This is a genomic window from Neiella holothuriorum, from assembly GCF_019457915.1.
Taxonomy (GTDB): Bacteria; Pseudomonadota; Gammaproteobacteria; order Enterobacterales; family Neiellaceae; genus Neiella; species Neiella holothuriorum.
Map to the genome: position 1 here is coordinate 305,822 of NZ_JAHZSS010000003.1, position 26,051 is coordinate 331,872.

Consider the following 26,051-nt stretch of genomic DNA (forward strand, 5'->3'; position numbering starts at 1 on the left):
ACTTGAACTCCTATTTATTCCTTTAGTTGTCACTATTAACTAATTAACGAGAATCTAAACATGTCTAAAAAAATTGCACTTGTTACTGGCGCAACTGGTGGTATTGGCTTCCAGGTTGCCAAGCGTCTTGGCGAAGATGGTTACACTGTTGTCCTGAGTGACATCAACGATGAAGCTGGCGCAGCTCGTCTGGCTGAACTGAAAGAAGCTGGTATCGAAGCTGATTTCGTAAACATCGACGTAACTAACGAAGATGCAGTTAACGCTGGCGTTGGCTCTATCGGCGAAAAATACGGTCAAATCGACGTTGTTGTAAACAACGCTGGCGGTCTTGGCGGTCGTAGCCCAGTAGAAGAAATGACTACTGATTTCTACCGTAAAGTTATGGCGCTGAACATGGACAGCGTATTCTTCGTATCTCGCGCTGCGATCCCATTCTTGAAGAAAGCTGAAGGTGGTTCTGTAATCAACTTCACTTCTAACGCTGGTTGGAACGCTGGTGGCCCAGGTGCTGGTATCTACGGTACTTCTAAAGCTGCTGTTCACACGTTCACTCGTGCTTTGGCTAAAGAACTTGCTCCTGCTGGTATCCGTGTTAACGCGGTATCTCCAGGCACTATCGATACGCCGTTCCACGCACAAATCAAAGAAACTAAGCCAGAAGTATTCGCTTCTTGGGCAAACAGCATCTTGCTTGGCCGTTTGGGTCAGCCAGAAGAAGTTGCTTCTGTAATTTCTTTCTTGGTAAGCAAAGACGCTTCTTTCATCACTGCTGAAACTGTTCAGATCGGTGGTGGTCAAGCTCTGGGTATCTAATCCCTGCTTGCTTAAAGCTGCTTAGGTAGCTTTACAAAAACAAAAGCCTCGCTAACGCGGGGCTTTTTTATGCCCATGGATGGGCTGTATGCCGCGGGTGCACGGATGCACAGGAGCGGCGATGCCCAGAAGCGGGCGGTATGCCAATAATGCGAGAGCAATTATCGGTTGTGTAACGGGACGGGCGATAGCTGGAGCTGTTTTAAGAGATGGCTAGCCAAAACCCGTGCGACACAAATATGTCGAACGGTACTGTTCAGTGGTTAAGGCTGACGTAGCTGAATAGTCACCGGTTGACTGAGTTGAGAATGTAATTAGAAATGAGCACGTCTCAGATTGTGACGTGTGACGCGCGATCACCAAAATCATCGACTAAAAGCTCAAATGAACACCATAAAAAAACCGGGCCAAGCCCGGTTTTTTGTATTGCAGCATTCGCGTTTAGAAGTCGCGAACGTCGTCACCTGTATATAGCTGGCGAGGACGGCCAATCTTGTTGTCTGGATCAGCGTGCATTTCGCCCCAGTGAGCGATCCAACCAACAGTTCGTGACAAGGCAAAAATCACCGTGAACATATTTGTTGGAATGCCAATGGCTTTAAGGATGATGCCAGAGTAGAAATCGACGTTTGGATACAGTTTCTTCTCAACGAAGTATGGGTCTTCAAGCGCAATCTTTTCAAGCTTCATAGCAACATCAAGCAGTGGATCTTGAATATTCAAGTGATCCAACACTTCGTGACAGGTTTCACGCATGACGGTTGCACGAGGATCGTAATTTTTGTAAACACGGTGACCAAAGCCCATGAGGCGGAATGGATCATCTTTGTCTTTAGCTTTCGCAACGTATTCGTCAATGCGATCAACAGAACCAATTTCTTCAAGCATGTTCAAGCAGGCTTCGTTAGCGCCACCGTGAGCAGGTCCCCACAGCGATGCAATACCAGCAGCAATACATGCAAATGGATTCGCGCCTGAAGAGCCAGCTAGGCGTACAGTGGACGTAGAAGCGTTTTGTTCATGATCGGCATGCAAGATGAAAATCTTGTCCATTGCTTCGGCAATGATTGGATCTGGCTTGTAGTTATCACAAGGTGTGGCAAACATCATGTGCAGGAAGTTCTCAGCGTAGCTAAGATCGTTCTGCGGATACATGAATGGCTGACCAACACTATATTTGTAGCACATGGCTGCAACGGTTGGCATTTTCGACAACAGGCGGAAAGCCGCAACTTCACGGTGACGTGGGTTGCCAACATCTAGTGAGTCGTGGAAAAACGCAGACATTGCGCCAACAACGCCACACATAATTGCCATCGGGTGAGCATCACGGCGGAAGCCTTGGAATAAATGCACCAATTGGTCATTAAGCATGGTGTGTTTGCTAACCATGCTGACGAACTCTTTGAGTTCTTCTGGAGTAGGGCGCTCACCGTATAGAAGAAGATATGAAACTTCTAAGTAGCTTGATTTGTTGGCGAGTTGATCAATTGGATAACCCCGGTGCAGCAATACGCCTTTATCACCATCAATGTAAGTAATAGAAGACTTACAAGAAGCGGTAGAAACGAAGCCAGGGTCGAAAGTGAAGTATCCATTTTTTACTAATGCCCGGATGTCGATGACATCATGGCCTGCTGTCCCGCTTAGAACGGGAAGTTCTATTTCCTGTCCATCAACGTGAAGCACAGCTGTTTTATCAGCCATAGGGTATCTCCTTGCTATATTTATTATGTGCGCGAGGCAAGGCACGTGCTCGAATAAGCGGACTATTACTATCCTGATCCGCCTTCAAAAGTCAATTCAATTGGTTGTTTGAATCATCTTGGTGCACTACCTCAATTATAGGCATACAGACCCAAAATTGAGCCCTAGTCTAGTCTTAAAATTGTCCGTATAAATAAGACTTTGGTAGCAATTGTAATTGTCAAATACGCTCAGTATACTGCTTTCGTGCAGCCTTCGTAGGTGTTGTATCTTGATTGGTGAACGGTTATTCGAATATTTAATTCGAGGCACCATTCTCAGTCGAAGAAACTAACGTTGGTGTTAACAAGATAGATTAAAATAAAGCACACATTATATTAAAAATGCATAGAGCTTAGAGAGCCTAATCGTGAATAAACAACGACCGGTCAACCTAGACCTTTCGACCATTCGCTTTCCTGCGACAGCCGTCGCATCAATTCTTCATCGCGTTAGCGGTGTCATCCTGTTTTTCGGTGTTGGTATTTTGCTGTGTTTGTTAGGTATGTCCCTAGCATCCGAGCAAGGTTTCGCTGATGTAACCGGGTTCACATCGCACCCAATTGGGGCTTTTATCCTCTGGGGTATTTTAACGGCTTTAGCTTATCACCTGGTTGGTGGCATCCGTCACTTGATCATGGACTTGGGCTTTTGGGAAGAACTTGAATCAGGCACCCAAAGTGCCAACGTCAGCTTTGTCATTACGGCAGTGTTGTCGGTATTAGCAGGAGTGTGGTTATGGTAATGCAAGCTGCGACACTTGGACGCAATGGCGTTCAAGATTTCATCCTCTTGCGCTGTTCTGCCATCATTTTGGCATTGTACGCAATTTTTATTGTTGGATTTTTAGCGCTCACACCAGAACTAACCTATCAAAGTTGGGCTGGATTTTTTGGTCATATCGGAACCAAGGTCTTTTCCTTCGTTGCACTCATTGCTTTCTTGGCTCATGCCTGGATTGGCCTGTGGCAAGTATTGACTGATTATGTCAAGCCAGCAGGTATGCGCGGTATGTTGCAGTTCTTACTTAATGTCGTGATTCTGGCCTATGTTGGCTTCGGCATTTTTGCGTTGTGGGGTGTTTAAGTGGCAATTCCAACTTACGATTTTGATGCCGTAGTTATTGGTGCCGGCGGTGCCGGTATGCGCGCAGCATTACAGATTTCTGAATCAGGGCAAACCTGTGCCTTGTTATCCAAAGTATTTCCTACTCGTTCCCATACAGTTTCTGCGCAAGGCGGTATCACCGTAGCGCTGGGCAATGCCCACGAAGATAACTGGGAATGGCACATGTATGACACGGTAAAGGGCTCCGATTACATCGGCGATCAGGACGCCATTGAGTACATGTGTAAAACCGGCCCTGAAGCGATTACAGAGCTTGAGAACATGGGCTTGCCATTTTCTCGCTTTGAAAATGGCCGCGTTTATCAGCGTCCTTTTGGTGGTCAATCGAAAGCATTTGGTGGTGAGCAAGCCGCTCGCACAGCCGCAGCGGCAGACCGTACCGGTCATGCTTTGTTGCATTGCTTGTATCAACAGAATGTAAAAAACAAAACGAACGTCTTTTCCGAGTGGTATGCACTCGACTTAGTGAAAAACCAAGACGGTGTTGTGTGCGGCTGTACCGCTATCTGTATTGAAACCGGTGAAGTGGTTTACTTCAAATCAAAAGCGGTTGTGTTAGCAACAGGTGGTGCCGGTCGTATCTACGCATCAACAACCAACGCTCACATCAATACCGGAGATGGTGTTGGTATGGCGCTTCGTGCCGGTGTTCCGGTACAAGACATGGAAATGTGGCAATTCCACCCGACGGGCATTGCTGGCGCGGGGGTTTTGGTGACCGAAGGGTGTCGCGGTGAAGGCGGTTACTTGCTTAATAAAGACGGTGAGCGCTTTATGGAGCGTTATGCGCCAAATGCCAAAGACTTGGCCGGTCGCGACGTTGTTGCTCGCTCAATCATGACTGAAATTCGTGAAGGCCGCGGCTGCGATGGTCCATGGGGCCCGCATGCTAAGTTGAAGCTCGATCACCTTGGCAAAGACGTTCTTGAGTCGCGTTTGCCTGGTATTTGTGAACTGTCTCGTACTTTTGCGCACGTTGACCCAGTACATGAACCAATCCCTGTCATTCCAACCTGTCACTATATGATGGGTGGTGTTCCAACGAACGTGAATGGTCAGGTTCTAGGCCGTGATGCAAACGGTAATGACACCATTGTTGAAGGCCTGTTTGCTGTTGGCGAAATTGCCTGTGTATCAGTTCATGGTGCTAACCGATTAGGCGGTAATTCGTTACTTGATTTGGTGGTATTTGGTCGCGCTGCTGGTAAATACCTCGGCGAAGCATTAACTAACGTTGAGGCTCGAGATGCCTCCGATAGTGATGTAGAAGAAAGCTTGACGCGTGTTAACCGTTGGAACGCAACGAGCAAAGGCGAAGATCCTGTTCAAATCCGCAAAGATCTGCAGCAATGCATGCAACTTAATTTCTCGGTATTCCGTGAAGGCGCTGCAATGGCAGAAGGTCTAACTGAACTGAAAGAAATTCGTGAACGTCTCAAAGTTGCCCGACTTGATGATACTTCCAGCGCATTCAATACCCAGCGCATTGAGTGTCTAGAGCTTGAAAACTTGATGGAAACGGCTGTTGCAACCGCTGAAGCGGCGAACTTCCGTACTGAAAGCCGTGGTGCGCATTCGCGTGAAGACTTTACCGAACGTGATGACGACAACTGGTTATGCCACAGTTTGTACAACCCAGAAACAAAATTAATGGAACGCCGCGAAGTAAATATGGCACCTAAGTTCCGTGAAGCGTTTCCACCGAAAGTTCGTTCTTACTAAGGGGCCAGACGATGAAACTGACATTCTCAATTTATCGATACAACCCTGATGTAGATAACAAACCTAAGATGCAGGACTACTCACTTGAGGTTGCTGAAGGCAGCGACATCATGGTGCTTGATGCACTTATTTTGTTGAAAGAACAAGATCCTACATTAGCGTTCCGCCGTTCCTGCCGTGAAGGTGTTTGTGGCTCTGATGGCCTAAACATGAATGGCAAAAACGGTTTAGCTTGTATTACACCATTGTCAGACTTAACCAAAAAAGGCGGCAAAATCGTCATTCGTCCGCTGCCAGGTTTACCTGTGGTGCGTGATCTTGTGGTTGATATGAGCCAGTTCTACAAGCAGTACGAGCGCATTAAGCCATACTTGATTACCGATGGCGCACAGCCTCCAGCCGGTGAATTCAAGCAAAGCCCTGAAGAGCGTGCCAAACTTGACGGGTTATACGAATGTATCTTGTGTGCCTGCTGTTCAACTGCTTGCCCAAGTTTCTGGTGGAACCCAGATAAATTTGTTGGACCTTCAGGGCTGTTACAGGCCTACCGATTCTTAGCAGATAGCCGCGATACCGCGACAGAAGAACGTTTAGCTGATTTGGATGATGCCTTTAGCGTATTCCGATGCCACGGCATCATGAACTGCGTTAGTGTATGTCCGAAAGGCTTAAACCCAACAAAGGCCATTGGCCACATAAAATCAATGTTGTTACAGCGCTCAGTTTAAAGGCGCAAAACAGGCTGTTAGTAGTGGTTGGATTAGCAGCCTGATATAACTTATACGTGAAACTACTCTAATAAAAGTGTTGCGGTAACAGCCGCAAAGGGAAGCAACTAAACATGCACGAAGGTTCCTTACAAGCCTGGCTTGATTCCTCCCATTTATCCGGAGGAAACGCGGCTTATATCGAAGACCTGTATGAACTCTACTTAGAGGATCCCGGGTCTATCGATTCCAATTGGCGGGAGCTGTTCGACCAATTGCCTGTCGTTTCAGAAGGCGAACTTGAACAGCCTCATTCTCGAATCCGCACTTACTTCCAGCGATTAGCAACCGAATCTCATCGATATGCTGGAACCTCAGCGTCTGATCCTCAAACTGACGCCAAACAAGTTAAAGTTCTCCAATTAATCAACGCCCACCGTTTCCGCGGACATCAACACGCAAACCTCGATCCGTTGGAGTTGTGGAAACAACCGCGCGTTCCTGAATTAGACCCTGCATTTCATGGTCTAGAAGGCGAGGACTTTGAACACGAGTTTAATGTGGGATCGTATGCCGCTGGCGGCGATACCATGAAGCTCGCAAATTTGGTCGATGCACTTAAGAAAACGTACTGCAGCACCATTGGTGCTGAGTACATGCACCTAACCGAAACCGAAGAAAAGCGCTGGATTCAAAACCGCCTAGAGCCAATTCAGGCAAAAGGCACCTTTAGTCATGAGGACAAGGTTCGCTTTTTAGAAGGTTTAACCGCTGCTGAGGGGCTAGAAAAATACCTCGGCGCGAAGTTTCCTGGCGCCAAACGTTTCTCACTGGAAGGTGGTGATGCTGTTATCCCAATGCTGAAAGAAATTATTCGGCGTGGTGGCGAGCAGGGTGCTAAAGAAATGGTTGTTGGCATGGCGCACCGAGGCCGCTTAAATGTGTTGGTTAACGTGCTTGGTAAACGACCTGCCGAATTATTTGATGAATTTGCTGGCAAACATGGCGAAGGTTGGGGCTCTGGTGATGTGAAATATCACATGGGCTTTAGCTCTGATTTTGCAACGCCTGGCGGTAATGTTCACTTGGCATTGGCATTTAACCCGTCTCACCTTGAAATCGTAAACCCTGTCGTTATGGGTTCTGTGCGGGCTCGTCAAGAACGTTTAGGCAGCCATGACGGTAAAGAAGTTGTGCCAATTACCATTCACGGTGATTCGGCTATTGCCGGTCAGGGTGTTGTGCAAGAAACCTTCAACATGTCGCAAGCGCGCGCGTTTAAAGTTGGCGGCACAATTCGTATTGTGGTTAATAACCAAGTTGGCTTTACGACGTCGAACCCAGAAGATACGCGCTCAACACAATACTGTACCGATATTGCCAAAATGGTTCAGGCGCCAATTTTTCACGTCAATGCCGACGATGTCGAATCGGTGATTTTGGTAAGCCAGATTGCCTTAGACTTCCGCAATAAATTCAAGCGTGATGTGGTTATTGATTTGATTTGTTATCGCCGCCATGGCCATAACGAAGCGGATGAGCCGAATGCGACTCAGCCACTCATGTATCAAAAGATTAAAAAGCATCCGACGCCGCGTAAGCATTATGCAGATCACTTGATGTCGATTGGCCAACTTCAACAGGCCGATGTGTCGAGTATCAATAACGACTATCGTGATGCCCTCGATCATGGCGATTGTGTGGTTAAAGAGTGGCGCCCGATGTCGGGTCGCTCTGTCGATTGGACACCGTTCGTCGGTACCGATTGGAATACCCCATACAATTCAAGTTTTTCAAAATCGCGTTTGTTGGCATTGGGCGAATCAATTACTCGCCGACCAGAAGAATGGAAATTGCAATCTCGCGTGAAGAAGATTTGTGATGATCGCGATGAAATGACCGCTGGCAATAAGGCCGTTGATTGGGGTTATGCCGAAAACTTAGCGTACGCCACATTGTTAGATGAAGGGTATCGCATTCGACTGACTGGGCAAGACTCTGGCCGTGGTACCTTTTTCCACCGTCATGCGGTTTTGCACAATCAGTTTGATCATCGCAATTACGTGCCGTTGCAGAATATCGATCCAAACCAAGGTTCATTCCAAATTTGGGACTCTGTTCTGTCCGAAGAAGCTGTGCTCGCATTTGAGTATGGTTACACCACAGCAGAGCCAAGCGGTTTAACCATTTGGGAAGCTCAGTTTGGTGATTTTGCCAACGGTGCTCAGGTGGTGATCGATCAGTTCTTGAGTTCGGGCGAGCAGAAGTGGGGCCGTTTATGTGGTTTAACGATGCTGTTGCCGCACGGTTATGAAGGGCAGGGGCCAGAGCACTCATCGGCTCGCTTAGAACGCTACCTGCAGCTTTGTGCCGACCACAACATGCAAGTCGTGATCCCATCTACGCCAGCTCAGATCTTCCACATGATGCGCCGTCAGGTGTTACGTCCAATGCGACGTCCGCTGGTTGTTATGTCGCCTAAATCGTTGTTGCGTCACCCGCTGTGTACGTCAACTCTCGATGACTTGGCTGACGGCACATTCCAAAACGTGATCGGCGAAATTGATAGCCTCGAGGCTTCAGCCGTTGAGCGCGTTGTGTTCTGTTCGGGTAAAGTTTATTACGACTTACTTGAGCAGCGCCGTAAGCAAGAAATTACCAATGTCGCCATCGTGCGGATTGAGCAACTGTACCCATTCCCAACCGAAGAAATGTTGGAACTGCTCAAACCGTATCAACATGTGCGTGATTGGGTCTGGTGCCAGGAAGAGCCGCAAAACCAAGGTGCCTGGTATTGTAGCCAGCATCATTTCTGGAGTGTTATTCCAGAAGGTTCGAAGCTGGTATATGCCGGACGTGAAGCATCAGCAGCACCAGCTGTTGGCTACATGTCAGTTCACTTGAAACAACAAAAAGCATTGATTGAAGCCGCATTGAACGTGGCGAGCAACTAATTGGTCGAAGGAAAGAAGAATGACAATCGAGATCAAAGTCCCTGTATTACCGGAATCAGTTGCGGACGCGACCATTGCTACTTGGCATAAACAGCCAGGTGACCAGGTTGCTCGTGATGAAGTTTTGGTAGATATCGAAACAGATAAAGTTGTACTAGAAGTACCTGCGCCAGATGATGGCGTGTTACAAGAAATTCTAGAAGCTGATGGTGCAACTGTATTGGCAGAACAAGCCATTGGTAAATTCGTTGCTGGTGCAGCTGCTGCGCCAAAAGAAGCGCCAGTTACCGCGCCAGAGCCTGCGGCAACTGAATCGTCATCAACGGATAAATCTGATGTGGTGACACCTTCAGGTCGTCGCGCTGCTGGCGAAACAGGCGTTGATGCCAGTGCCGTACCGGGCAGTGGTAAAGATGGCCGTATTCAAGGCGCGGATGTAAAAGCTGCTGCTTCTGCTCCAACAGCAAGCGCAGAGCCTCTGGTTAACCCTGGCCGCAGTGAAAAACGCGTGCCTATGACACGGTTACGTAAACGCATTGCTGAACGTTTGCTTGATGCGACCAATACGACCGCAATGCTAACAACGTTTAACGAAGTGAACATGAAACCTATCATGGACATTCGTAAACAATACAAAGATAGCTTTGAGAAGAAGCACGATATTCGCCTTGGCTTTATGGGTTTTTACGTGAAAGCGGTATGTGAAGCGCTGAAACGATTCCCTGCAGTTAACGCGTCTCTCGATGGCGACGACATTGTTTATCACAACTACTTCGATGTGAGTATTGCGGTTTCTACACCACGCGGTTTGGTTACTCCAGTATTGCGTGACTGTAACTTGATGACCGTTGCCGAAATCGAAAAAGGCATTCGCGAATTAGCGATTAAAGGCCGCGATGGTAAATTGACCGTTGATGAAATGACCGGTGGTAACTTCACGATCACTAACGGTGGTGTGTTTGGCTCACTGATGTCGACACCAATTATCAACCCTCCTCAAAGCGCCATTTTAGGCATGCACAAGATTCAAGATCGCCCTATGGCGGTTGATGGCAAAGTTGAAATCTTGCCAATGATGTACCTAGCTTTATCGTACGACCACCGCACTATTGACGGCAAAGAATCCGTCAGCTTCCTAGTTACTATTAAGGAAATGCTGGAAGATCCAACGCGTCTGCTACTGGAAGTATGATTTTGTTGCTGTTGCGCCATTAACTCTAATGGCGCAATTGCTCTTACCTCAAATAACGCCAACAAAGATGTTGAGCGTATTACCAACAAAGACGGAAAGTCATAATGAACCTACACGAGTATCAGGCTAAACAATTGTTTGCCGAATACGGTCTTCCTGTGTCTGAAGGATACGCGGTGGACACGCCGCAAGCGGCTGTGGAAGCAGCAGATCGCATTGGCGATAATAAATGGGTTGTTAAATGTCAGGTTCACGCTGGCGGCCGCGGTAAAGCGGGCGGTGTGAAATTGGCATCAAGCAAAGATGAAATTCGCGAATTTGCGCAAAATTGGCTTGGTAAAAATCTGGTTACTTATCAGACAGATGCCAACGGTCAGCCAGTTACAAAGATTTTAGTTGAATCCTGTACTGACATTGCCGAAGAGCTTTATCTTGGTGCTGTAGTTGACCGTGGTACACGTCGCATCGTGTTCATGGCTTCTACTGAAGGTGGCGTCGAGATTGAAAAAGTTGCGGAAGAAACGCCAGAGAAAATTCTTAAAGCTGAAATCGATCCTATGGTCGGTGCCAATGCGTATCAAGCACGAGACTTAGCGTTTCAGTTGGGTTTAAGCGGTAATCAAATCAAGCAGTTCACTAAGATCTTCCTTGGCTTAGCAAAAATGTTTGAAGACTATGATTTTGCGCTACTAGAAATTAACCCGTTGGTGATCACCGATAAAGGCGATTTACATTGTCTAGACGGCAAGATCAACATCGACTCAAATGCCATGTATCGCCAGAAGCGTTTGCAAGAATTCCACGATCCTTCGCAAGAAGACGAGCGCGAAGCACATGCCGCTCAGTGGGAGCTTAACTACGTAGCGTTAGAAGGCAACATCGGTTGTATGGTTAATGGTGCTGGTTTAGCAATGGGGACCATGGATATCGTTAAATTGCATGGCGGTTCTCCGGCAAACTTCTTGGACGTTGGTGGCGGCGCTACCAAAGAACGTGTTGCAGAAGCATTCAAAATCATTTTGTCTGACGATGCAGTTTCAGCAGTATTCGTTAACATCTTCGGTGGTATCGTTCGTTGCGATATGATCGCAGAAGGTATTATCGGTGCCGTTAACGAAGTTGGCGTTAAAGTACCCGTGGTTGTTCGCCTTGAGGGTAACAACGCAGAGCTTGGCGCGAAAACATTGGCCGACAGCGGCCTGAATATTATTGCAGCAACGAGTCTGACCGACGCAGCGAAGAAAGTTGTTGAAGCCGCTGGAGGTGCAGCATGAGCGTATTAATCGGCAAAGATACCAAAGTTATTTGTCAGGGTTTCACGGGCGGTCAGGGTACTTTCCACTCTGAACAAGCCATTGAGTACGGTACGCAAATGGTTGGCGGTGTGTCACCTGGTAAAGGTGGTCAAACTCACCTGGGTCTGCCTGTTTTCAACACAGTTAAAGATGCTGTAGCAGCTACAGGCGCAACCGCAACGGTAATCTACGTACCTGCTCCATTCTGTAAAGATGCCATTTTGGAAGCTGCAGATGCGGGTATCGAACTGATTGTAACGATCACTGAAGGCATTCCAACATTGGATATGCTCGTTGTTAAAGAATACCTGACTCAAAAAGGTGTTCGTATGATCGGTCCAAACTGCCCAGGTGTCATTACTCCTGGTGAATGTAAAATCGGTATTATGCCGGGCCACATTCACAAAGCGGGTAAAGTTGGTATTGTTTCTCGCTCAGGTACATTGACCTATGAAGCTGTGAAACAAACTACTGACGAAGGTTTTGGCCAATCAACTTGTGTTGGTATTGGTGGCGACCCGATCCCAGGCTCAAACTTCATTGATATTCTGAAGTTATTCCAAGACGATCCACAAACTGAAGCCATTGTAATGATTGGTGAAATTGGTGGTTCTGCTGAGGAAGAAGCTGCTGAATACATTAAAGAAAATGTAACTAAGCCAGTTGTTTCTTACATTGCTGGTGTTACAGCGCCTCCTGGTAAACGTATGGGCCACGCCGGTGCAATCATTGCAGGCGGTAAAGGTACGGCGGCAGAGAAATTTGCTGCACTTGAAGCTGCTGGTGTAACCACCGTTGATAGCCTTGCCGATATTGGTAAAGCATTGCGTGAAAAAACCGGTTGGTAATTCACGGTTGATGATTAAAAAAGCCGGCCTTTTGGGCCGGCTTTTTTATTGGCAAATGGGTGACGGCAAAGTCCGATTTTGGATGTTATCTTGAGCTAATACTTGCACTTCAAATACTTGCTGGCCGAGCCCCTGAATGTTTGCTGACACCATGTCTTGGTGTTGTAAATAGCCCAGTCGATTTCTATCAACAATTTGTTCATTCAGAAATACGTTGCGCGCATTATCGATTGAAAAGCCCGCTTTGAAGAACAAACCGATTTTCTTCCATAAACTAGGTGCCTGAATTGCTGTGCCGCCGGCAGTACCAGTCAATAAGATAGAGCCAGCTGGAATGATGCCGTTTTGAGGGAGCACCCAGTGTGGTTGTCCGTCAGCATCGCGCATACATATATTGTCTTGTGCATCATGGCGCTTTGCCATGATTTGAATGATTTGGTAAGGATCAAAGCGCATTTGAGTTAGCGATGCATCTTGTTCCAAAATAAATTCACCGGATTCAGCCTTGGTGACACCAAGCGAAATAGAAGAATCGATTTGCCAGTTACCTTGTTCGTCAGCAAAGCCCTCGCGACCAAGTCGTAGCCAAGGTCCTAATGGTAGGTAGCCAGGTTCACTTTTTCCTTGGGTATAGCCAAATTCTGGGTTGGTAATTATTGGTACCCGATCAGATAAATCATTCGCCAGTGCAAATGCAACGTTTGGATAAAGCTCGTTAGGCGTTGGTGGGTTCGATAAATCGATATCGGTCAAAGTGATCATGGCCAATTCAACTTCATAATCGAGTAATAACTGATCGCTTGATCCTACTTTAACCGGTGTATAGGGGCCTGTAGGGAAGACAGGTTTGGAAAAAAGGAGTAGGGGGCTTGTACCGCTGTAATCGCCAGTTTCTTCAAGGTGTTCAACATAGTTGAAGCCGACACCAATGATTAAACGTTCACCATTAACAAGTTGTTCCTTTGAGTATTGAATTGGCGGCAATATCCGTTCAGCTTGTTCAGATTCACTGATTATTTCTCTTGAAAGTGACGGTAGATCGTCGCCTCGTTGAAGTGCCTCATTAATAAGCTCTGGTGCCACAGAAACACCCAAAGGCTGGCAAAACTTGCCATCAATCGAACCTAAATTTGCAATTTCTCGAGGAATTCCCTGCGAGTGCTGTGTTACATAGCCCAAACACGCTTGTTGTTCGAAAGGCGCGTCATGGCTGATAAACCGCGCTAATTTAACTGCGGCAACAGCGTCAGTTATGAAAAAAAAACTGATGACGGGTAACACATACGAATAACGGGCCATGGCGAATCCTAATTGAAATCGATGTGTAGACTATAGTGGCGTTTGTTAAACGAAAGCTGAATAACGTTCAATATTTCGTTTACAAGCTCATATCAAAAATCAACAGTGGCTTTGGAGACCAACATCGCTTACAAATCTTCTATGGTGTGGTCTGCCTTAGCGCAAGCCAATGATTCAAATGAATCTAAACGCCATGTTTTTTTTACTGACGTTTTTAGAGAGTAAGCGCGGTATAACAAGCTGACTGCGTTGCAGCATCGTGCAGAGTTAACCGTAGAAGATCTATTGCGCGTTATGAGAGTAACGCACCGGTGAATTGTCATTTAAATATAACCAGGTCATATGAGTTGGGTTAACCTTTATGTTCGCGCACCATGTAAGCACACGAAGGGCTTACGGCAGTCAGCAAATAGTCTTAAAATACTGAATTAATCCTTAGGAGCGTCGTTAGCACAAACGAAGCGCCTGATAGCCATCCTGCCATTCTTGCATGTGAATGCGCACAATGTATATTATGTTAAATGACGTTTGTGTGTCGATTGTTAGTCAAGCACTCTATTCAGCTATCAGCTATCAGCTATCTGGAATCTACAAGTGCTCTCAACATTGTGCACTGTAGGCACCTGTTCGAGGATGAGTTTCGCCACGTTTCTTTTTACGTTTATTAATTTGTTGGTAAAACATACCAACGAAAGCTGACTTACGCTCCGTGAGCCTTTAATTTAACAGCTGTACCGAACACCATTATTTCAGAAGAGCCATCCATAATTGTGCTTGTGGTAAATCGAACGCCGACAATCGCGTCGGCTCCTTTTGCTTGCGCGCTTTCAATTAAACGCGTGACTGCGATATCTCGAGCATCCGTTAGCATTTCTGTGTAGCCCCGAATCTCTCCCCCAACGATGTTTTTTAAACTCGCCATAATGTCACGGCCAATATGCTTTGCTTGAACAACATTGCCGGTCACAATGCCAACAATCGCTCCAATTTCTTTACCAGGAATTGATTCGGTGGTTGAGTAAATCATAAATATTCTCCAAAACGTAATGGCTTATAGAGCGCTATATTGACGCGTTTATGGTTTTTCTAAAGTACGGTGTTTGGCGCCAATAATCGAGATTCAAGCCTACGGCGCATTTGTTGGTGCACTTGCTGTGCTAAAAATTGGTCGGCTTGGTCTACAGAGCCAAAAAGTTCTGTCAATTTTGCTACTGCGCGGAAGTCGTTTCGTTTTGCATCGAAGAGGTAGCTACGGAGTAACTCTAGTGGGATCGTATAGATGTCATTCATGACTTATTCCTTTTTGTAGTCGATACCCAATCCTTGGGCTGCTGACGATTATAGCACTAACGTTGTTGTTAATTCTGATTATGTTTGGCGACTTCCCTTCCGGTAAAGTTCTAGTGGCAACGTACCGCAAATGAATAGGCTGTAATGTGCGTTATCGTTCAAGTGCTTCTTGCCGCTCGCGTTCATATTCTTGATAGGTTTTATTTGTTTCATTTAGGCATTGGTCGGCTTCCGATTGAGGCAGCTTCATGCAGTCATTGCGTTTGCTTGTTTGGATCCCGTCGTACCACGACTGGTGACTACACCCAGCAAGAGCAATGCTCAGCGTCAGTATTGAAACGATAGCCCTCATTACAAACTCCTCTTGTGGCATTAGATATGGCCTAAATTAGCGCAATGCGCGTATTTGATCGAGTGTCGTGAGGGCTATTTTCAACCGTTCGTTGGCGTACTAATAGTAACAATAACTATCTGTATGGAGTTGGGGATCTTCTACTAACAAATGGACTTCTGCTTGCGTATGTTCGTAGCTACTACATTTACGTACCGTCGCAATGCCAGTGGTGTTATTGATTGATAACACTTCAACTGCTTGATTATTGAAATCGACGATCATGCCATGATGTAGGTCTGATGCATTCATGAGTTCCTCCTCAGGTTCACTTTACTTGTATGGCATTCAGGGCTTTGCAGATCATTATTTCTCAACGATTCATGGTTAAATGGCTCAATTGCTTTAAAAAATTTGAGTTCTGGATGGGTATTTTGTCTTCCGATGTAACTTTCCGCCCTCACCTTCGGTCTTATAACTATGTGTGTGATGGCTATGTCGTGCTGATTGTGCCACTTAGGTAAACAGTGCGTTTCGTTTAGCCTTATTTTTCACATTGGGATTTAAATTTAAGATGATAAACATTTAGTTGCCCTGCAGGGCTGTGGCGATACTTTGACTTGCTAACGAGCTATATACACAAAATTTTAAGTGAGGACTAATGTGATGAAACGTCTATCCAAAGTGGCCGTTATTATTAGCACCGTTTGTTTAACGATGTTGAGTGCCAATTTAGTAAAGGCCGACGAGTCAGCAACCAACACCAGTTATGATCATCTAGTGGCTACCGCTTCGGACAAAGTTGATGAGCTTTATTTGAAGCAAGGCGCAGATTTTTCACACTACGATAGTCTGGCATTAACGGTTGCCGATGTCGGGTTCCGAAAAAATGCTTATCGCAGCTCGTTTAACACACGTGGTCAAATGAAGCGTGCGATGGAAACTGTCACGCCGAAGATCCAGTTGTTATTCGATGAAACGTTTCGTGAAGTGATTGAAGAGCACGGTCACTACACCATGAGCGATAAGCGTGGTGATAACACCTTGCTTGTGGTGCCAAAGCTAATCAATGTTTACCTAGCGAACTTAGGTGAAATGACTCACACCAGCTCTGCTCGCGTTTACGCTGAAAGCGCAGGTGAAATGACTCTAGTACTAGAGTTGTATGATTCAGTTAGCGGCGAGATTCTGGCTCGTGTTGTCGACAATAAAGAAGCAACTGATTGGGGGCACATGGTTCGTCAAACTTCAATTGATAACAATCAGCAGATCCGACGAATGGTTAAAGGTTGGGCAACAGATCTAAACAACGGTTTGATGGAATCAGCTAAGCCAGACTAATAGCTAAATAAAAACCAAGACATAAAAAAGGCCGAGTTATCGGCCTTTTTTATATGGATGGATTATCAAAATTTAGAAGGTGCTGGCGGCACTGTTAGTTGACGCTTTGGATTTGCCTTTAGCTCGGCAAGTAGCTCCTTAACGGCGCGTTCAACTGAAGGATCTTGCCCTTTGAATACTAATTCAGGCCGATCAATAACTTCGATATCTGGGCTTACGCCCTCGTTCTCGATGATCCAGTTACCGTCATTGTCGAGAATACGGAACGTTGCCGCAATGACCTGCCCGCCATCCACTAATTTGGGATTACCAGAAATGCCAATTAAGCCGCCCCAAGTACGCGTTCCAATCAATTTACCGAGGTTCGCTTGGCGGAAATAATATGGCAGTGCATCGCCTCCAGAGCTTGAGTATCCGTTGATCAGCATTGCCTTAGGGCCATCGTGGGCAAGCTGTGGAGTTTTAGTGGGCTCTACACCACGACGCTTCCAATAGTTTAATGGCTTACGAGCCAACCACGTAATCATGTGCTCAGGAATAAAGCCGCCGCCGTTATAGCGATCGTCAATAATCAGAGCTTCTTTGGTCGTTTGTGGCATAAAGGTCTTAAACAACTCGCGATTGCCATCAATATTGGTGTTAGGTAAATGCACGTAGCCAATACGGCCATCCGACAATTTATCAACGTATGCCATACGAGATTTAACCCAATCCAAATAGCGTAAACCTTGTTCGCTAGCGATTGGCTTAACGGGGACCTTCCAGGTGTTTTTGCTATTTGGCGAGTCACTTAGTAGCAGTTCTATCTGTTGGCCTTGGGTATTTTCAAGCAATTCGTAAAAATTGCTAACACCTTTGGTTGATAGCCCCTGTACGGCAATGATGTAATCACCAATATTGGCTTTAACGCCCGGCTCGGTTAATGGCGAGCGGAAGTTCTCATGCCAGTTTTCACCACCGAAGATGTCGCTAATTTGGGCAAAACCAGAGCTGTGCTGGCTAATTTTGGCACCCAATAAGCCGTGGGGTTTGCGCGGTGCTTTAGGTTGATCGCCCGATTGAACATAGATGTGGCCAGCGTTAATTTCGCCAGCAATTTCGCTGAGTACGTAATCGAGATCTGCTCGGTGAGCAACTGCATCGGCCATGGGTTGATAGCGCTTGCGAATTTCATCCCAATCTTGCCCGTGATGATTTTCATCGTAGAACCAGTCACGCAATGTACGCCAACCTTCAACATACATGTGCTGCCATTCGACGGTTGGGTCAATTTTAAGGTTCATCTGCGCTAAGTCGATTTGAGACTTTTTAAGATCTTGCTTTTCTTTCGGTTCAACAATGCTGTAGTGATCGCCCGATTGAATTAATAGGTGTTCAGCGTTGTTTGAAATTGCGTAGTCATCGACCTTTTCAGCAACTGTTTTCACGTCACCGTTGCGCCCTACACCGATTAATTTCAGCTCGTTGCCGGAGATGGCCAAAACGCCATCACCAATGGCGTTCAGCGCACGATAATTACCGGCCTTAGCATTCAGTACCTCAACGCGCTGGGCAAAATTTTTGCTATTAAGTTGGGTAGATACGTTGTTGCTATCGCCCTGCTCTTCTTGATCGTCATTGATGGCCACTTCATCACTGGCAAAGCGGTTCATGGCGTCAATTTTGTCGTTGACTGCAACACCGTAAATCCGTGTTGCGTTGTTATATAAGTAGTCAAACTCATAACTAGAGAACGCTAAGTTGAAATCGCGCTCTGACGTAAAGTAAAGATATTGACCGTCTGGCGAGAACGTTGGATTCCGCTCGGAGGTCATTTCATCGGTTAAACGTGTGACTTTTTTGTTTTTAAGGTTGTAGTGCCACAAGGAGCTATAACGATTCTCATTGTTTTTGACATAAACAATGTCTTGGCTATTTGGCGACCACGTGTAATTCGTCAGGCCATTTTCATTAAACCGCGCAACATCAATCTTAGTTTGCTTTCCGGAGCGAACATCAAGCACCCACAAGGTGTGGTTCTGATCGGAAAATAAAAGCTTTTTATTATCAGCCGACCATACGGGATCAAAACGCCATATTGTGCCGTTTGTTGTTAGTTGCTTCGTCTTGTTATTGGCTGATCTGTCCTTGATATAGATTTCGTATTCACCCGTCGCGTCACTCATATAGGCAATATAACGACCGTTAGGTGACCAGCTGGCTGCAATTTCACGGCCCTCAGGGGTGTGCGATAAATTGCGTGTTACGCCGTCTTTCTTAGGTACGGAAAATAGCTCACCACGTGCAGTAAATAAGGCTCGCTTACCGCTATTGTCGATACTCATGGAGTCAATAAATGGCGCAACATTTTTGCTGTATGGTTCTGCAAACTGGCGCACGCCAGCGATATTAATAGTGAGTTTGGTTGCTTTATTTGTTTTCGGATCGAAACGATGAAGGTAGCCGCCGTTTTCATAAACAATTGCGTCTGGTCCTGCCGAAGGCCACAACACATCAAACTCAGAGTAATGGGTTAGTTTTTTAGGCGCCTTGCCAGCTTGATATTGGTATAGGTTGAGGGTGAATTCGCGGTCAGACACAAAGTAAATATTATCGTTAACCACGGTTGGTTGGTGGTCGGTTGCGCGATGCGTTGTGAGCTGCTCTGAGGTATTAGTTTCTAAATCGTAGACCCAAACATCTTGTGCTCTACCACCGCGAGTGCGCTTCCATGTACGGAATTCACGATCGATTGGGGTGTACACATAACGGTTACCATCCGGCGTTAGCATACCGCCGCCAGTTTCCGGAACAGCTAATGGGCTTTCCATGCCGCCGTCAACAGAGACCATATAAGGGCGCCCCATGCGCTTACCCCACGGCGTACGGTTGGCGCGAAAAATGACATGTTTGCCATCGGGCGTCCAATCCAGCACGCGATAATCAAACCCGCCGCGAGGCGGCATTGGGCCGACATCGTTGTAGTACGTCAACTGCTTCAGGCCCGAACCATCAGCATTCATCACATAGATTTGGCGACTACCGTTATATTCAGCTGAAAAGGCAATTTGTTGGCCGTCAGGTGAAAACTTAGGGAAGGCTTCAAAGCCAATATGATCGGTTAAGCGAAGGCTTTCACCTGTGGTGTGATCGGCAATGTAGATATCGCCAGCATACACGAAGGTCACTTGTTCCTTGTGAATGTCAGCAAAGCGAAGTAGACGCGTATCTTCTGTTTGGTAAGCGTTTGAGAAACCCGAAGTTAGCAGGGTAATCGCGGCAATTATATTTGCGTATTTCATGATGGTCCTTGCGTTAGTCGACCGGCGTATTGTAGCGATTTTGATAGCGGATGGAGAGCGCATTTTAGCAATATCTGTTAGTTCGAACTGGAATTGTAGCGATACAGGAAGTTTCGCTAATTTGCGTCGGCGTGCTCAGCGATGGGCATCACTTCACGGGTTTGGGTCAACCTTTTCTTTGCTACCGGTGACGTTGCGGCTAAATCGGTGAACCAATTTTATTTGGGCGGGTCATATTGGAGCAGTGCCTTGTGTTCGATTTATCAAGTTCGGTAACGCATTGGTATGCCAATACGATTCTTTTAATGGGAAGTGTTTAGAAATGAATAAAGCTGTTAATTTCGGTAAGCATTCGATGGCCATTGCGGTTATTTCAGCCATCATACTGAGTGTGGTTGCCGCGCCTTCGTACGCTATTTCTTATACATTCAGTCATGAAAGCCAAGAGCGCTTTATGAAGAACAACCCGCGAGCAGCACACACCATAACCAACCCGCACCTCGCCAGTCGATGCATCGCGGGTGTCACCGTTTTTAGTAAAATATCGCCCGCCCATGATCGTTTTGCAGATGATATGAAAGAGGTGATGTGGGCGTTTGTTGAAGATTACAATCCGCGACCAAATCAGACTGATAAGTTGAGCAAAAAATACGCTGCGCCAATGGCAAAATCAGATGACAATTTTTATAAAGATTGGAATGCTGCAGATTGCACAAACCTGTTTGATTCATTGATGCTGGTGTACTTGAAAGACGACGAGCCAAAAGAGTAGTCAGCTCACCGAATAGTCAATCATGTTGGGCAACAAGAGTCTTGATATTGAAAAGTACGAAATTAGGTGATCGCGTGTTATCAGCGCTCGATATCGAAAAAGGAGTTCACTTGATTGCCGCGCAATTGAATCGGCAGTTTGAAGGTGATGAGGTTATTGTCATTACCATGGTGCCGGGCGGAATTCTATTTTGCGCGGATTTAGTCCGTCAATTTAGTTTTGATATCAAAATGGACTATGTCTCTTGTCCGCACACGCCCGGTGAGCGCAATAATCAATCCGAGATCATTTATCATCAAAATGTGTCCATCACCGATCAGCACGTGTTATTAATCGACGATGCCATCGAATCCGGCGGCACCATGAAGCGCGTGGTTAACTACTTCACACGCCTACACGCACCGCACTCAATTTCTATTGCAACATTGTTCGTCAAACCAGGACGCGTCCACATCCCTGTTACTCAATACTACGCCTACGAAATGGCGACCGATGAGAACTTGGTAGGCTACGGTTTACCCTGGCAGGACAAACATCGGAATTTGCCTTTTGTTGCTAAATTGGGCAACACCACTTAACGGATTAGCCGCGTTCGCGCCACACTTTGAATTGGCGACCTTTAATTTTTCCTTCGGTCAATTTATTAAACGCAAGCTTGGCCACATCACGCTGAACGGCAACGTAAGCCACAAATGTTTGCACGTCGATTTTACCGATTTGATCACCGTTAATGCCCTGCCCGCCGGTTAATGCGCCAACAATGTCGCCAGGACGAACTTTTTGCTTTTTACCGCCGTCAATACACAGCATCGCCATGCTCGGTTTGCGCGGTGATGGTTGACCTTCAAGTGCTGGCAGTGCGAGCGGATCGGTTGAAGAGCCAATGTACTCTTCTAGCATTGCCAGCTTGTAACCCTCTTTATCGTTTGACAGTGTAAGCGCTAAGCCTTTACTACCGGCTCTGCCTGTTCGCCCGATTCGATGAACATGCACTTCAGGATCATGGGCGACATGATAATTAACCACCGCGTCCAATGAATCGATGTCTAAGCCACGCGCTGCTACGTCGGTTGCAACAAGGATAGAAGCACTCTTGTTGCTGAATCGGATAAGGGTTTTGTCGCGTGCTTTTTGCTCCATGTCGCCGTGCAATGCAACGGCGCTGAAGCCATCTTCGACAAGGTAGTCTGCAACTTCTTGAGTTTCTTGTTTGGTATTACAAAAGACGACAGCCGACTCAGGTTGGAAGTGAAGCAGCAATAGTTGTAATGCATCATATCGATTGGCAGCATCGGTTACTTTATAAAAGCGTTGATCGATGCTGCTTGAGTCGTGTGTTGCTTCAACTTTAATGGTTTCAGGCTCAGACAGAACGCGCGCTGCAATTTTACTAATTTGTGGTGGAAACGTTGCGCTGAACAACAGAGTCTGACGATCGTTGGGTGCGTATTCCATGATTGCATCAATTGCCGTCTGAAAACCCATTTCAAGCATCCGGTCGGCTTCATCAAAGACTAAGGTGTTCAGCTCGTCGAGTACCAACCGGCCTTTTGATAAATGGTCTTCGATGCGACCTGGCGTACCAACAATAATGTGGGCGCCATGCTCTAACGAGCCGATTTGTGGCCCCATGGGAACGCCGCCACACAAGGTCAGTACCTTAATGTTGTGAATTTGGCGGGCCAGTTTGCGAACTTCTTTGGCGACTTGATCAGCCAGCTCTCGTGTCGGACAAAGGATCAAGGATTGTACGCGAAAGCGAGACACGTTGAGGTTTTGCAACACGCCGAGGGCAAACGCAGCCGTTTTCCCTGAGCCGGTTTTTGCCTGCGCAATGACGTCCTTGCCAGTCAAAATAATGGGTAAACTTTGCGCCTGAATCGCGGTTTGCTGTTGATAGCCAAGCGAACTTAAGTTCGCTAAAAGGGCCGGTTTAAGATTCAAACTTTCAAAATCACTACTAGTCAAGGTGAGGTGCTCGCCAATATAAAATGAAGAATACGCCGCTAGCGGCGTATTCAGATGGGCGCGATTGTAGCAGAAAGCGCGGGTTAAGTTTTGTTTCTACCGTTGGCCATATTATCGAGCGATTTTTGCTTGTCTTTGCTGCCTTGGCTTGAGCCAAAGTAGTAGGCGGCTACTTGTGTCGCAATGGTCGTCAACGCGCCGAGAATATATATCACAATGTCTTTAACGCCGTTTTTGTCGATTTCGGATAGGTCGCCTTGAATGATCCAAAAATACATAAAAAAGGTGAGCCCGATAATGCCAACCGCCAATAGCGGGTGCACGTTTTTGGCAAGCCAGCTGGCGTGTTCACTTTCTTGTACCCTACTTTGATGATCGCGTGCGCTTGCGGTATCAGCCAAGTGTACTTTCTTTTCTTCGAGGCCAAGCGTCGCCATTTCAAGCTCATATTGCATTGATGCTTTCGCCATCTCTGCTTCAAGGGCTTGACGCTCTTCGTCACTGGTAAAGTTCTTGTCAATGGCATCGCCCACCGCTTCAACCAAGCTACTGGCGCCGGCACTAAATAAGTTTGCAAAGAATCCAGCCATACTAAACTCCTTCTAATGTGCGACGAACCCAGCCAAAAAAGTACTTCCGGCTAGCCGAGCGTTTTTCACAAATACTGACGTAGCGGCCAATTTTGGCCAATGCGAATGTTGCTAAAAAGGCGCGTTTATCATCTTCGTTAATCTTTGCGATGGTATTGGGGCCAATGACGCCATCGGCCGTCGCTCCAACAGATATCTGCGCTAATTTGGCGCTGGTTCGGGGGCCTGCGTTAACGGCAAAGTCAAAAATGGACTCGGCGATGTCTTGATCGTCAATGTCATCGCCACAGACTTTGTCCCAATATAATGTTTCATATAAGGCGTGTACCTTCGTTTGCAGGGCGTCGTCTGAGTCGAGGCTAGCTGGAAAGTTAGCTTTATTTTTGTGTAAGTCGATATCTACCCAGCCCGGCCATTTGGAATTCCTGTTTCGTGCTATGCCCTTGTAAGTTTCACCACCGGGATCATCAGGATCGTTAACGTAACCGCCTTCGGCTTTAAGGGTGTGTTCTACCGCTAATTTGAAATTGGCCATCATGCATCCTTTTGATTGCTACTCATCATTGGGTTTGCCGTGCTTCAAAGACTAGCTCAGGTTAATTGTTGAGCAATTATTAACCGGGTGTGTTTTAACAGAAGTTATTACTGGTCGACAGTTTGTTATAACCAATCGCCTGTAAATGGAATGCTTGTTGATGTTGTTTGTCTATAAAATACAATTACATAATTAAGTTTGGTAACTAGATTTATTCTTGCTCTTAAAAACTAAAGGTGATTTTGATCACATTTTTGGTTGACATAAAGTGTGATGTTGATCAACAATTGCGGCCACTGATGAGGAGGGACTCCATCAGCTAATTAAACAAGTTTGTATTTTTACTTTTTTCTAATGCTGAGGTTTACTATGAAATCCATCTTCGCTGTTGCTGCTACAACTGTTGCTTTACTTTCTACTCCTGCTCTTGCCAACACTTCTTTGAAGTTTGTTGCTGCAAACGAAGCGGTTGAGTCTCAAGTTTGTGTTGCTGCTGCAACTCAAGGTCTGCAAGCTGCTGACACTCTGGGTAAAGAATTAGGCTTGAACAAGTTCCAAACCCGCAACGTGGTTTGTAACGGCCGTCAGATCAGCGATTTCGCTCGCAAGTACAAGAACGTTGACGCTAAAGACGCATCTGTTCAGTCTTAATGACTAAATAATTACAGAATTTATAAAGAGCAGGCTTCGGCCTGCTTTTTTCTTTTTTACGCCCTCGTAAACTGATCTTTCTCACACTCCTCACTAAATGGCTTGTTTGCTCGCCTTGCTTTAGATAACAATGAAAACGTTATCATTGGCTATAAGGTAGTATTCTGGTGCCTCCAAACAAACTCAAACTTAGTGAAAAAATAGGCTACGGCCTCGGTGACGCGGCATTCAATTTTGTTTGGATGACCTTTATTTACTTTCAAATTTACTTCTATACCGACGTGTTCGGAATTTCCGCTGCCGCGATTGGCACCATGCTTCTTCTGACGCGTGTGTGGGACACCGTAAATGATCCAATTATGGGAATTATTGCGGACCGAACAGAAACGCGTTGGGGCAAATTTAGGCCGTATTTAATTTTTGGCGCAATACCGCTCGCCATTGTCGCAACATTGGCGTTTACAGCGCCCGATCTATCTGCCAATGGTAAATTGGTTTATGCGTATGTGACCTATTTCTTGGTTGGCATGATCTACACCGCGATAAACATCCCTTACTCCTCCATGCTAAGCGTGCTAACAAACGATCCGAAAGAACGTGCTGCCTTGTCATCATGGCGATTTATGGGCGCGTACGGAGCGGGTATTTTGGTGCTCTACTTTACGCTCGATTTAGTGGAGCGTTTTGGCGGCGGCAATGAAGCACTTGGTTTCCAGCGCACGATGGCGCTTTACGGTGTGGTGTTGTGTTGCTTGTTGGTGCTGTGTTTTGCGCTGACTAAAGAACGAGTACAGCCTGTTCAGAAAAAGCACGCGTTAAAGAAAGAGATGTTTGAGCTGTTAAAAAGCCCGCCATTTTTGCTGCTTTTTGTGGTTGGTATTTTCGCGCTTAGTTTTGTCGCGATTCGCAACGGCATAACAATTCATTACTTCAAATATTACTTACAGGACGAAAGTGCCGCTAAATGGTTTTTAGTGGGCGGCTCGCTTTGTAACTTGCTCGGTGCAGGCGCTACCAATTGGTTGATCCGGTGGGCTGATAAAAAACGCATTTACATCGTACTTAATTTTCTTAATGCGGTGATGATGGCGGCTATTTATCTTTGTGGACAATCGAACTTAGTCGCGATTTACGCGCTGCACTTTGTTAGTTCATTTTTGTCGGGGCCAACCGTTCCTATCGTATTTGCAATGTATGCCGACATTGTTGACTACCAAGAAGCTCGCAGCGGCTCGCGTTCGTCAGGACTAATCTTTGCGGGCGCTTCATTCGGTCAGAAAATGGGTTGGACCGTTGGCGGCGCGGCAACTGGCTTTTTATTGGCCTGGTTTGGTTATCAAGCAAACGTTGAGCAATCAGCCGAAACCGTGCATGGTATTTTGTTGATGTTTACCGTGATCCCTGGAGTGCTAGCGTTGCTTGGTGGCGTAGCGATGGGCTGGTACCAGCTGACCGAAAAAAAGATGGGCGAGTTACAAGCACAGCTTGGGTGCTGATCACTGCTAATCTGTGCCGTCCTAAAATAAGTTGACGGTTTTTATTAAGCCAGCGTTCCTTCAACGCTGGCTTTTTTGTGCACTTGTTC

At 46.4% G+C, this 26,051-nt stretch carries 24 protein-coding genes; 14 read left to right on the top strand and 10 right to left on the bottom strand.

The window, feature by feature from the left end; genetic code table 11:
* The first annotated feature begins 60 nt into the window (after nucleotides 1-60).
* Nucleotides 61-816 (top strand): SDR family NAD(P)-dependent oxidoreductase, encoded by a 756-nt coding sequence (locus K0504_RS04770; protein WP_220103014.1) that lies wholly within the window; start codon nucleotides 61-63, stop codon nucleotides 814-816.
* Between the two features lie 441 nt (nucleotides 817-1,257).
* Here K0504_RS04770 and gltA read toward each other — a convergent pair whose 3' ends face one another.
* Nucleotides 1,258-2,523: a citrate synthase gene (gene gltA / locus K0504_RS04775; RefSeq protein ID WP_220103015.1), complete on the bottom strand. Its 1,266-nt coding sequence runs from the start codon at nucleotides 2,521-2,523 to the stop codon at nucleotides 1,258-1,260.
* A gap of 409 nt (nucleotides 2,524-2,932) precedes the next feature.
* On the opposite strand from gltA, the gene sdhC reads away from it, so the two are divergent.
* The 8 genes from sdhC (at nucleotide 2,933) to sucD (ending at nucleotide 12,408) form a co-directional block, all read left to right on the top strand.
* Nucleotides 2,933-3,307 (top strand): succinate dehydrogenase cytochrome b556 subunit, encoded by a 375-nt coding sequence (sdhC, locus tag K0504_RS04780; protein ID WP_220103016.1) that lies wholly within the window; start codon nucleotides 2,933-2,935, stop codon nucleotides 3,305-3,307.
* Nucleotides 3,301-3,648, top strand: coding sequence for a succinate dehydrogenase, hydrophobic membrane anchor protein (gene sdhD / locus K0504_RS04785; protein WP_220103017.1), 348 nt, complete (start codon nucleotides 3,301-3,303; stop codon nucleotides 3,646-3,648). The genes sdhC and sdhD overlap by 7 nt, the downstream gene beginning before the upstream one ends.
* Nucleotides 3,649-5,412 carry a succinate dehydrogenase flavoprotein subunit gene (gene sdhA, locus K0504_RS04790; protein WP_220103018.1) on the top strand — a complete coding sequence of 588 codons (1,764 nt, stop codon included), beginning with the start codon at nucleotides 3,649-3,651 and terminating at the stop codon, nucleotides 5,410-5,412.
* 11 nt (nucleotides 5,413-5,423) lie between these two features.
* A complete protein-coding gene (locus K0504_RS04795; RefSeq protein WP_220103019.1) occupies nucleotides 5,424-6,140 on the top strand; it encodes a succinate dehydrogenase iron-sulfur subunit in 717 nt (238 codons plus the stop codon).
* Nucleotides 6,141-6,253: 113 nt separating this feature from the next.
* The gene (gene sucA / locus K0504_RS04800) at nucleotides 6,254-9,073 is read left to right on the top strand and encodes a 2-oxoglutarate dehydrogenase E1 component (protein WP_220103020.1); all 2,820 of its coding nucleotides are present in this window, start codon (nucleotides 6,254-6,256) and stop codon (nucleotides 9,071-9,073) included.
* 19 nt (nucleotides 9,074-9,092) lie between these two features.
* Nucleotides 9,093-10,265 (top strand): 2-oxoglutarate dehydrogenase complex dihydrolipoyllysine-residue succinyltransferase, encoded by a 1,173-nt coding sequence (gene odhB / locus K0504_RS04805; RefSeq protein WP_220103021.1) that lies wholly within the window; start codon nucleotides 9,093-9,095, stop codon nucleotides 10,263-10,265.
* Nucleotides 10,266-10,369: 104 nt separating this feature from the next.
* Nucleotides 10,370-11,539: an ADP-forming succinate--CoA ligase subunit beta gene (gene sucC / locus K0504_RS04810; RefSeq protein ID WP_220103022.1), complete on the top strand. Its 1,170-nt coding sequence runs from the start codon at nucleotides 10,370-10,372 to the stop codon at nucleotides 11,537-11,539.
* Entirely contained in the window at nucleotides 11,536-12,408 is an 873-nt protein-coding gene (gene sucD, locus K0504_RS04815; protein ID WP_220103023.1) for a succinate--CoA ligase subunit alpha, read from the top strand. Before sucC ends, sucD begins: the two co-directional genes overlap by 4 nt.
* Before the next feature lie 45 nt (nucleotides 12,409-12,453).
* Here the strand turns inward: sucD and K0504_RS04820 are convergent, their stop codons facing one another.
* From K0504_RS04820 to K0504_RS04840, 5 genes are all read right to left on the bottom strand, one after another.
* Nucleotides 12,454-13,707 (bottom strand): fumarylacetoacetate hydrolase family protein, encoded by a 1,254-nt coding sequence (locus tag K0504_RS04820; protein ID WP_220103024.1) that lies wholly within the window; start codon nucleotides 13,705-13,707, stop codon nucleotides 12,454-12,456.
* Between the two features lie 700 nt (nucleotides 13,708-14,407).
* The gene (locus K0504_RS04825) at nucleotides 14,408-14,734 is read right to left on the bottom strand and encodes a heavy metal-binding domain-containing protein (protein ID WP_220103025.1); all 327 of its coding nucleotides are present in this window, start codon (nucleotides 14,732-14,734) and stop codon (nucleotides 14,408-14,410) included.
* Nucleotides 14,735-14,793: 59 nt separating this feature from the next.
* Nucleotides 14,794-14,997: a hypothetical protein gene (locus K0504_RS04830; protein ID WP_220103026.1), complete on the bottom strand. Its 204-nt coding sequence runs from the start codon at nucleotides 14,995-14,997 to the stop codon at nucleotides 14,794-14,796.
* A 151-nt stretch (nucleotides 14,998-15,148) separates the two neighbouring features.
* Nucleotides 15,149-15,349, bottom strand: coding sequence for a hypothetical protein (locus tag K0504_RS04835; protein WP_220103027.1), 201 nt, complete (start codon nucleotides 15,347-15,349; stop codon nucleotides 15,149-15,151).
* A 99-nt stretch (nucleotides 15,350-15,448) separates the two neighbouring features.
* On the bottom strand, nucleotides 15,449-15,640 hold the full coding sequence (locus K0504_RS04840) for a hypothetical protein (RefSeq protein WP_220103028.1): 192 nt from the start codon (nucleotides 15,638-15,640) through the stop codon (nucleotides 15,449-15,451).
* 354 nt (nucleotides 15,641-15,994) lie between these two features.
* Between K0504_RS04840 and K0504_RS04845 the strand changes: the two genes are divergently transcribed.
* Complete coding sequence (locus tag K0504_RS04845) at nucleotides 15,995-16,669, top strand: DUF3313 family protein (protein ID WP_220103029.1); 675 nt, start codon at nucleotides 15,995-15,997, stop codon at nucleotides 16,667-16,669.
* Nucleotides 16,670-16,734: 65 nt separating this feature from the next.
* Here the strand turns inward: K0504_RS04845 and K0504_RS04850 are convergent, their stop codons facing one another.
* Nucleotides 16,735-19,950 (bottom strand): S41 family peptidase, encoded by a 3,216-nt coding sequence (locus K0504_RS04850; protein ID WP_220103030.1) that lies wholly within the window; start codon nucleotides 19,948-19,950, stop codon nucleotides 16,735-16,737.
* 322 nt (nucleotides 19,951-20,272) lie between these two features.
* Between K0504_RS04850 and K0504_RS04855 the strand changes: the two genes are divergently transcribed.
* A complete protein-coding gene (locus K0504_RS04855) occupies nucleotides 20,273-20,722 on the top strand; it encodes a hypothetical protein (protein WP_220103031.1) in 450 nt (149 codons plus the stop codon).
* A gap of 47 nt (nucleotides 20,723-20,769) precedes the next feature.
* Nucleotides 20,770-21,300, top strand: a complete 531-nt coding sequence (locus K0504_RS04860; protein ID WP_220103032.1) for a phosphoribosyltransferase — start codon at nucleotides 20,770-20,772, stop codon at nucleotides 21,298-21,300.
* A 4-nt stretch (nucleotides 21,301-21,304) separates the two neighbouring features.
* Here K0504_RS04860 and dbpA read toward each other — a convergent pair whose 3' ends face one another.
* From dbpA to K0504_RS04875, 3 genes are all read right to left on the bottom strand, one after another.
* Entirely contained in the window at nucleotides 21,305-22,690 is a 1,386-nt protein-coding gene (dbpA, locus tag K0504_RS04865; protein ID WP_220103033.1) for an ATP-dependent RNA helicase DbpA, read from the bottom strand.
* 83 nt (nucleotides 22,691-22,773) lie between these two features.
* Nucleotides 22,774-23,280 carry a hypothetical protein gene (locus K0504_RS04870; protein WP_220103034.1) on the bottom strand — a complete coding sequence of 169 codons (507 nt, stop codon included), beginning with the start codon at nucleotides 23,278-23,280 and terminating at the stop codon, nucleotides 22,774-22,776.
* A 1-nt stretch (nucleotide 23,281) separates the two neighbouring features.
* Entirely contained in the window at nucleotides 23,282-23,815 is a 534-nt protein-coding gene (locus K0504_RS04875) for a glycoside hydrolase family 108 protein (protein WP_220103035.1), read from the bottom strand.
* Between the two features lie 369 nt (nucleotides 23,816-24,184).
* Here K0504_RS04875 and K0504_RS04880 point away from each other — a divergent pair, with 369 nt between their 5' ends.
* Nucleotides 24,185-24,466 (top strand): hypothetical protein, encoded by a 282-nt coding sequence (locus K0504_RS04880; protein ID WP_220103036.1) that lies wholly within the window; start codon nucleotides 24,185-24,187, stop codon nucleotides 24,464-24,466.
* Nucleotides 24,467-24,633: 167 nt separating this feature from the next.
* Complete coding sequence (locus K0504_RS04885) at nucleotides 24,634-25,962, top strand: MFS transporter (RefSeq protein ID WP_220103037.1); 1,329 nt, start codon at nucleotides 24,634-24,636, stop codon at nucleotides 25,960-25,962.
* The last annotated feature ends 89 nt before the right edge of the window (nucleotides 25,963-26,051 follow it).

Excerpts from the sequence above, each read along its gene's own strand:
- K0504_RS04770 (WP_220103014.1), top strand. The coding sequence starts at position 61 with ATGTCTAAAAAAATTGCACTTGTTACTGGCGCAACTGGTGGTATTGGC.
- K0504_RS04875 (WP_220103035.1), bottom strand. The coding sequence starts at position 23,815 with ATGGCCAATTTCAAATTAGCGGTAGAACACACCCTTAAAGCCGAAGGC.
- sdhD (WP_220103017.1), top strand. The coding sequence starts at position 3,301 with ATGGTAATGCAAGCTGCGACACTTGGACGCAATGGCGTTCAAGATTTC.
- sucC (WP_220103022.1), top strand. The coding sequence starts at position 10,370 with ATGAACCTACACGAGTATCAGGCTAAACAATTGTTTGCCGAATACGGT.
- K0504_RS04855 (WP_220103031.1), top strand. The coding sequence starts at position 20,273 with ATGAATAAAGCTGTTAATTTCGGTAAGCATTCGATGGCCATTGCGGTT.
- sucA (WP_220103020.1), top strand. The coding sequence starts at position 6,254 with ATGCACGAAGGTTCCTTACAAGCCTGGCTTGATTCCTCCCATTTATCC.
- K0504_RS04820 (WP_220103024.1), bottom strand. The coding sequence starts at position 13,707 with ATGGCCCGTTATTCGTATGTGTTACCCGTCATCAGTTTTTTTTTCATA.
- K0504_RS04825 (WP_220103025.1), bottom strand. The coding sequence starts at position 14,734 with ATGATTTACTCAACCACCGAATCAATTCCTGGTAAAGAAATTGGAGCG.
- K0504_RS04880 (WP_220103036.1), top strand. The coding sequence starts at position 24,185 with ATGAAATCCATCTTCGCTGTTGCTGCTACAACTGTTGCTTTACTTTCT.
- K0504_RS04870 (WP_220103034.1), bottom strand. The coding sequence starts at position 23,280 with ATGGCTGGATTCTTTGCAAACTTATTTAGTGCCGGCGCCAGTAGCTTG.
- odhB (WP_220103021.1), top strand. The coding sequence starts at position 9,093 with ATGACAATCGAGATCAAAGTCCCTGTATTACCGGAATCAGTTGCGGAC.
- K0504_RS04830 (WP_220103026.1), bottom strand. The coding sequence starts at position 14,997 with ATGAATGACATCTATACGATCCCACTAGAGTTACTCCGTAGCTACCTC.
- K0504_RS04840 (WP_220103028.1), bottom strand. The coding sequence starts at position 15,640 with ATGAATGCATCAGACCTACATCATGGCATGATCGTCGATTTCAATAAT.
- gltA (WP_220103015.1), bottom strand. The coding sequence starts at position 2,523 with ATGGCTGATAAAACAGCTGTGCTTCACGTTGATGGACAGGAAATAGAA.
- K0504_RS04850 (WP_220103030.1), bottom strand. The coding sequence starts at position 19,950 with ATGAAATACGCAAATATAATTGCCGCGATTACCCTGCTAACTTCGGGT.
- sucD (WP_220103023.1), top strand. The coding sequence starts at position 11,536 with ATGAGCGTATTAATCGGCAAAGATACCAAAGTTATTTGTCAGGGTTTC.
- K0504_RS04845 (WP_220103029.1), top strand. The coding sequence starts at position 15,995 with ATGAAACGTCTATCCAAAGTGGCCGTTATTATTAGCACCGTTTGTTTA.
- K0504_RS04835 (WP_220103027.1), bottom strand. The coding sequence starts at position 15,349 with ATGAGGGCTATCGTTTCAATACTGACGCTGAGCATTGCTCTTGCTGGG.
- K0504_RS04795 (WP_220103019.1), top strand. The coding sequence starts at position 5,424 with ATGAAACTGACATTCTCAATTTATCGATACAACCCTGATGTAGATAAC.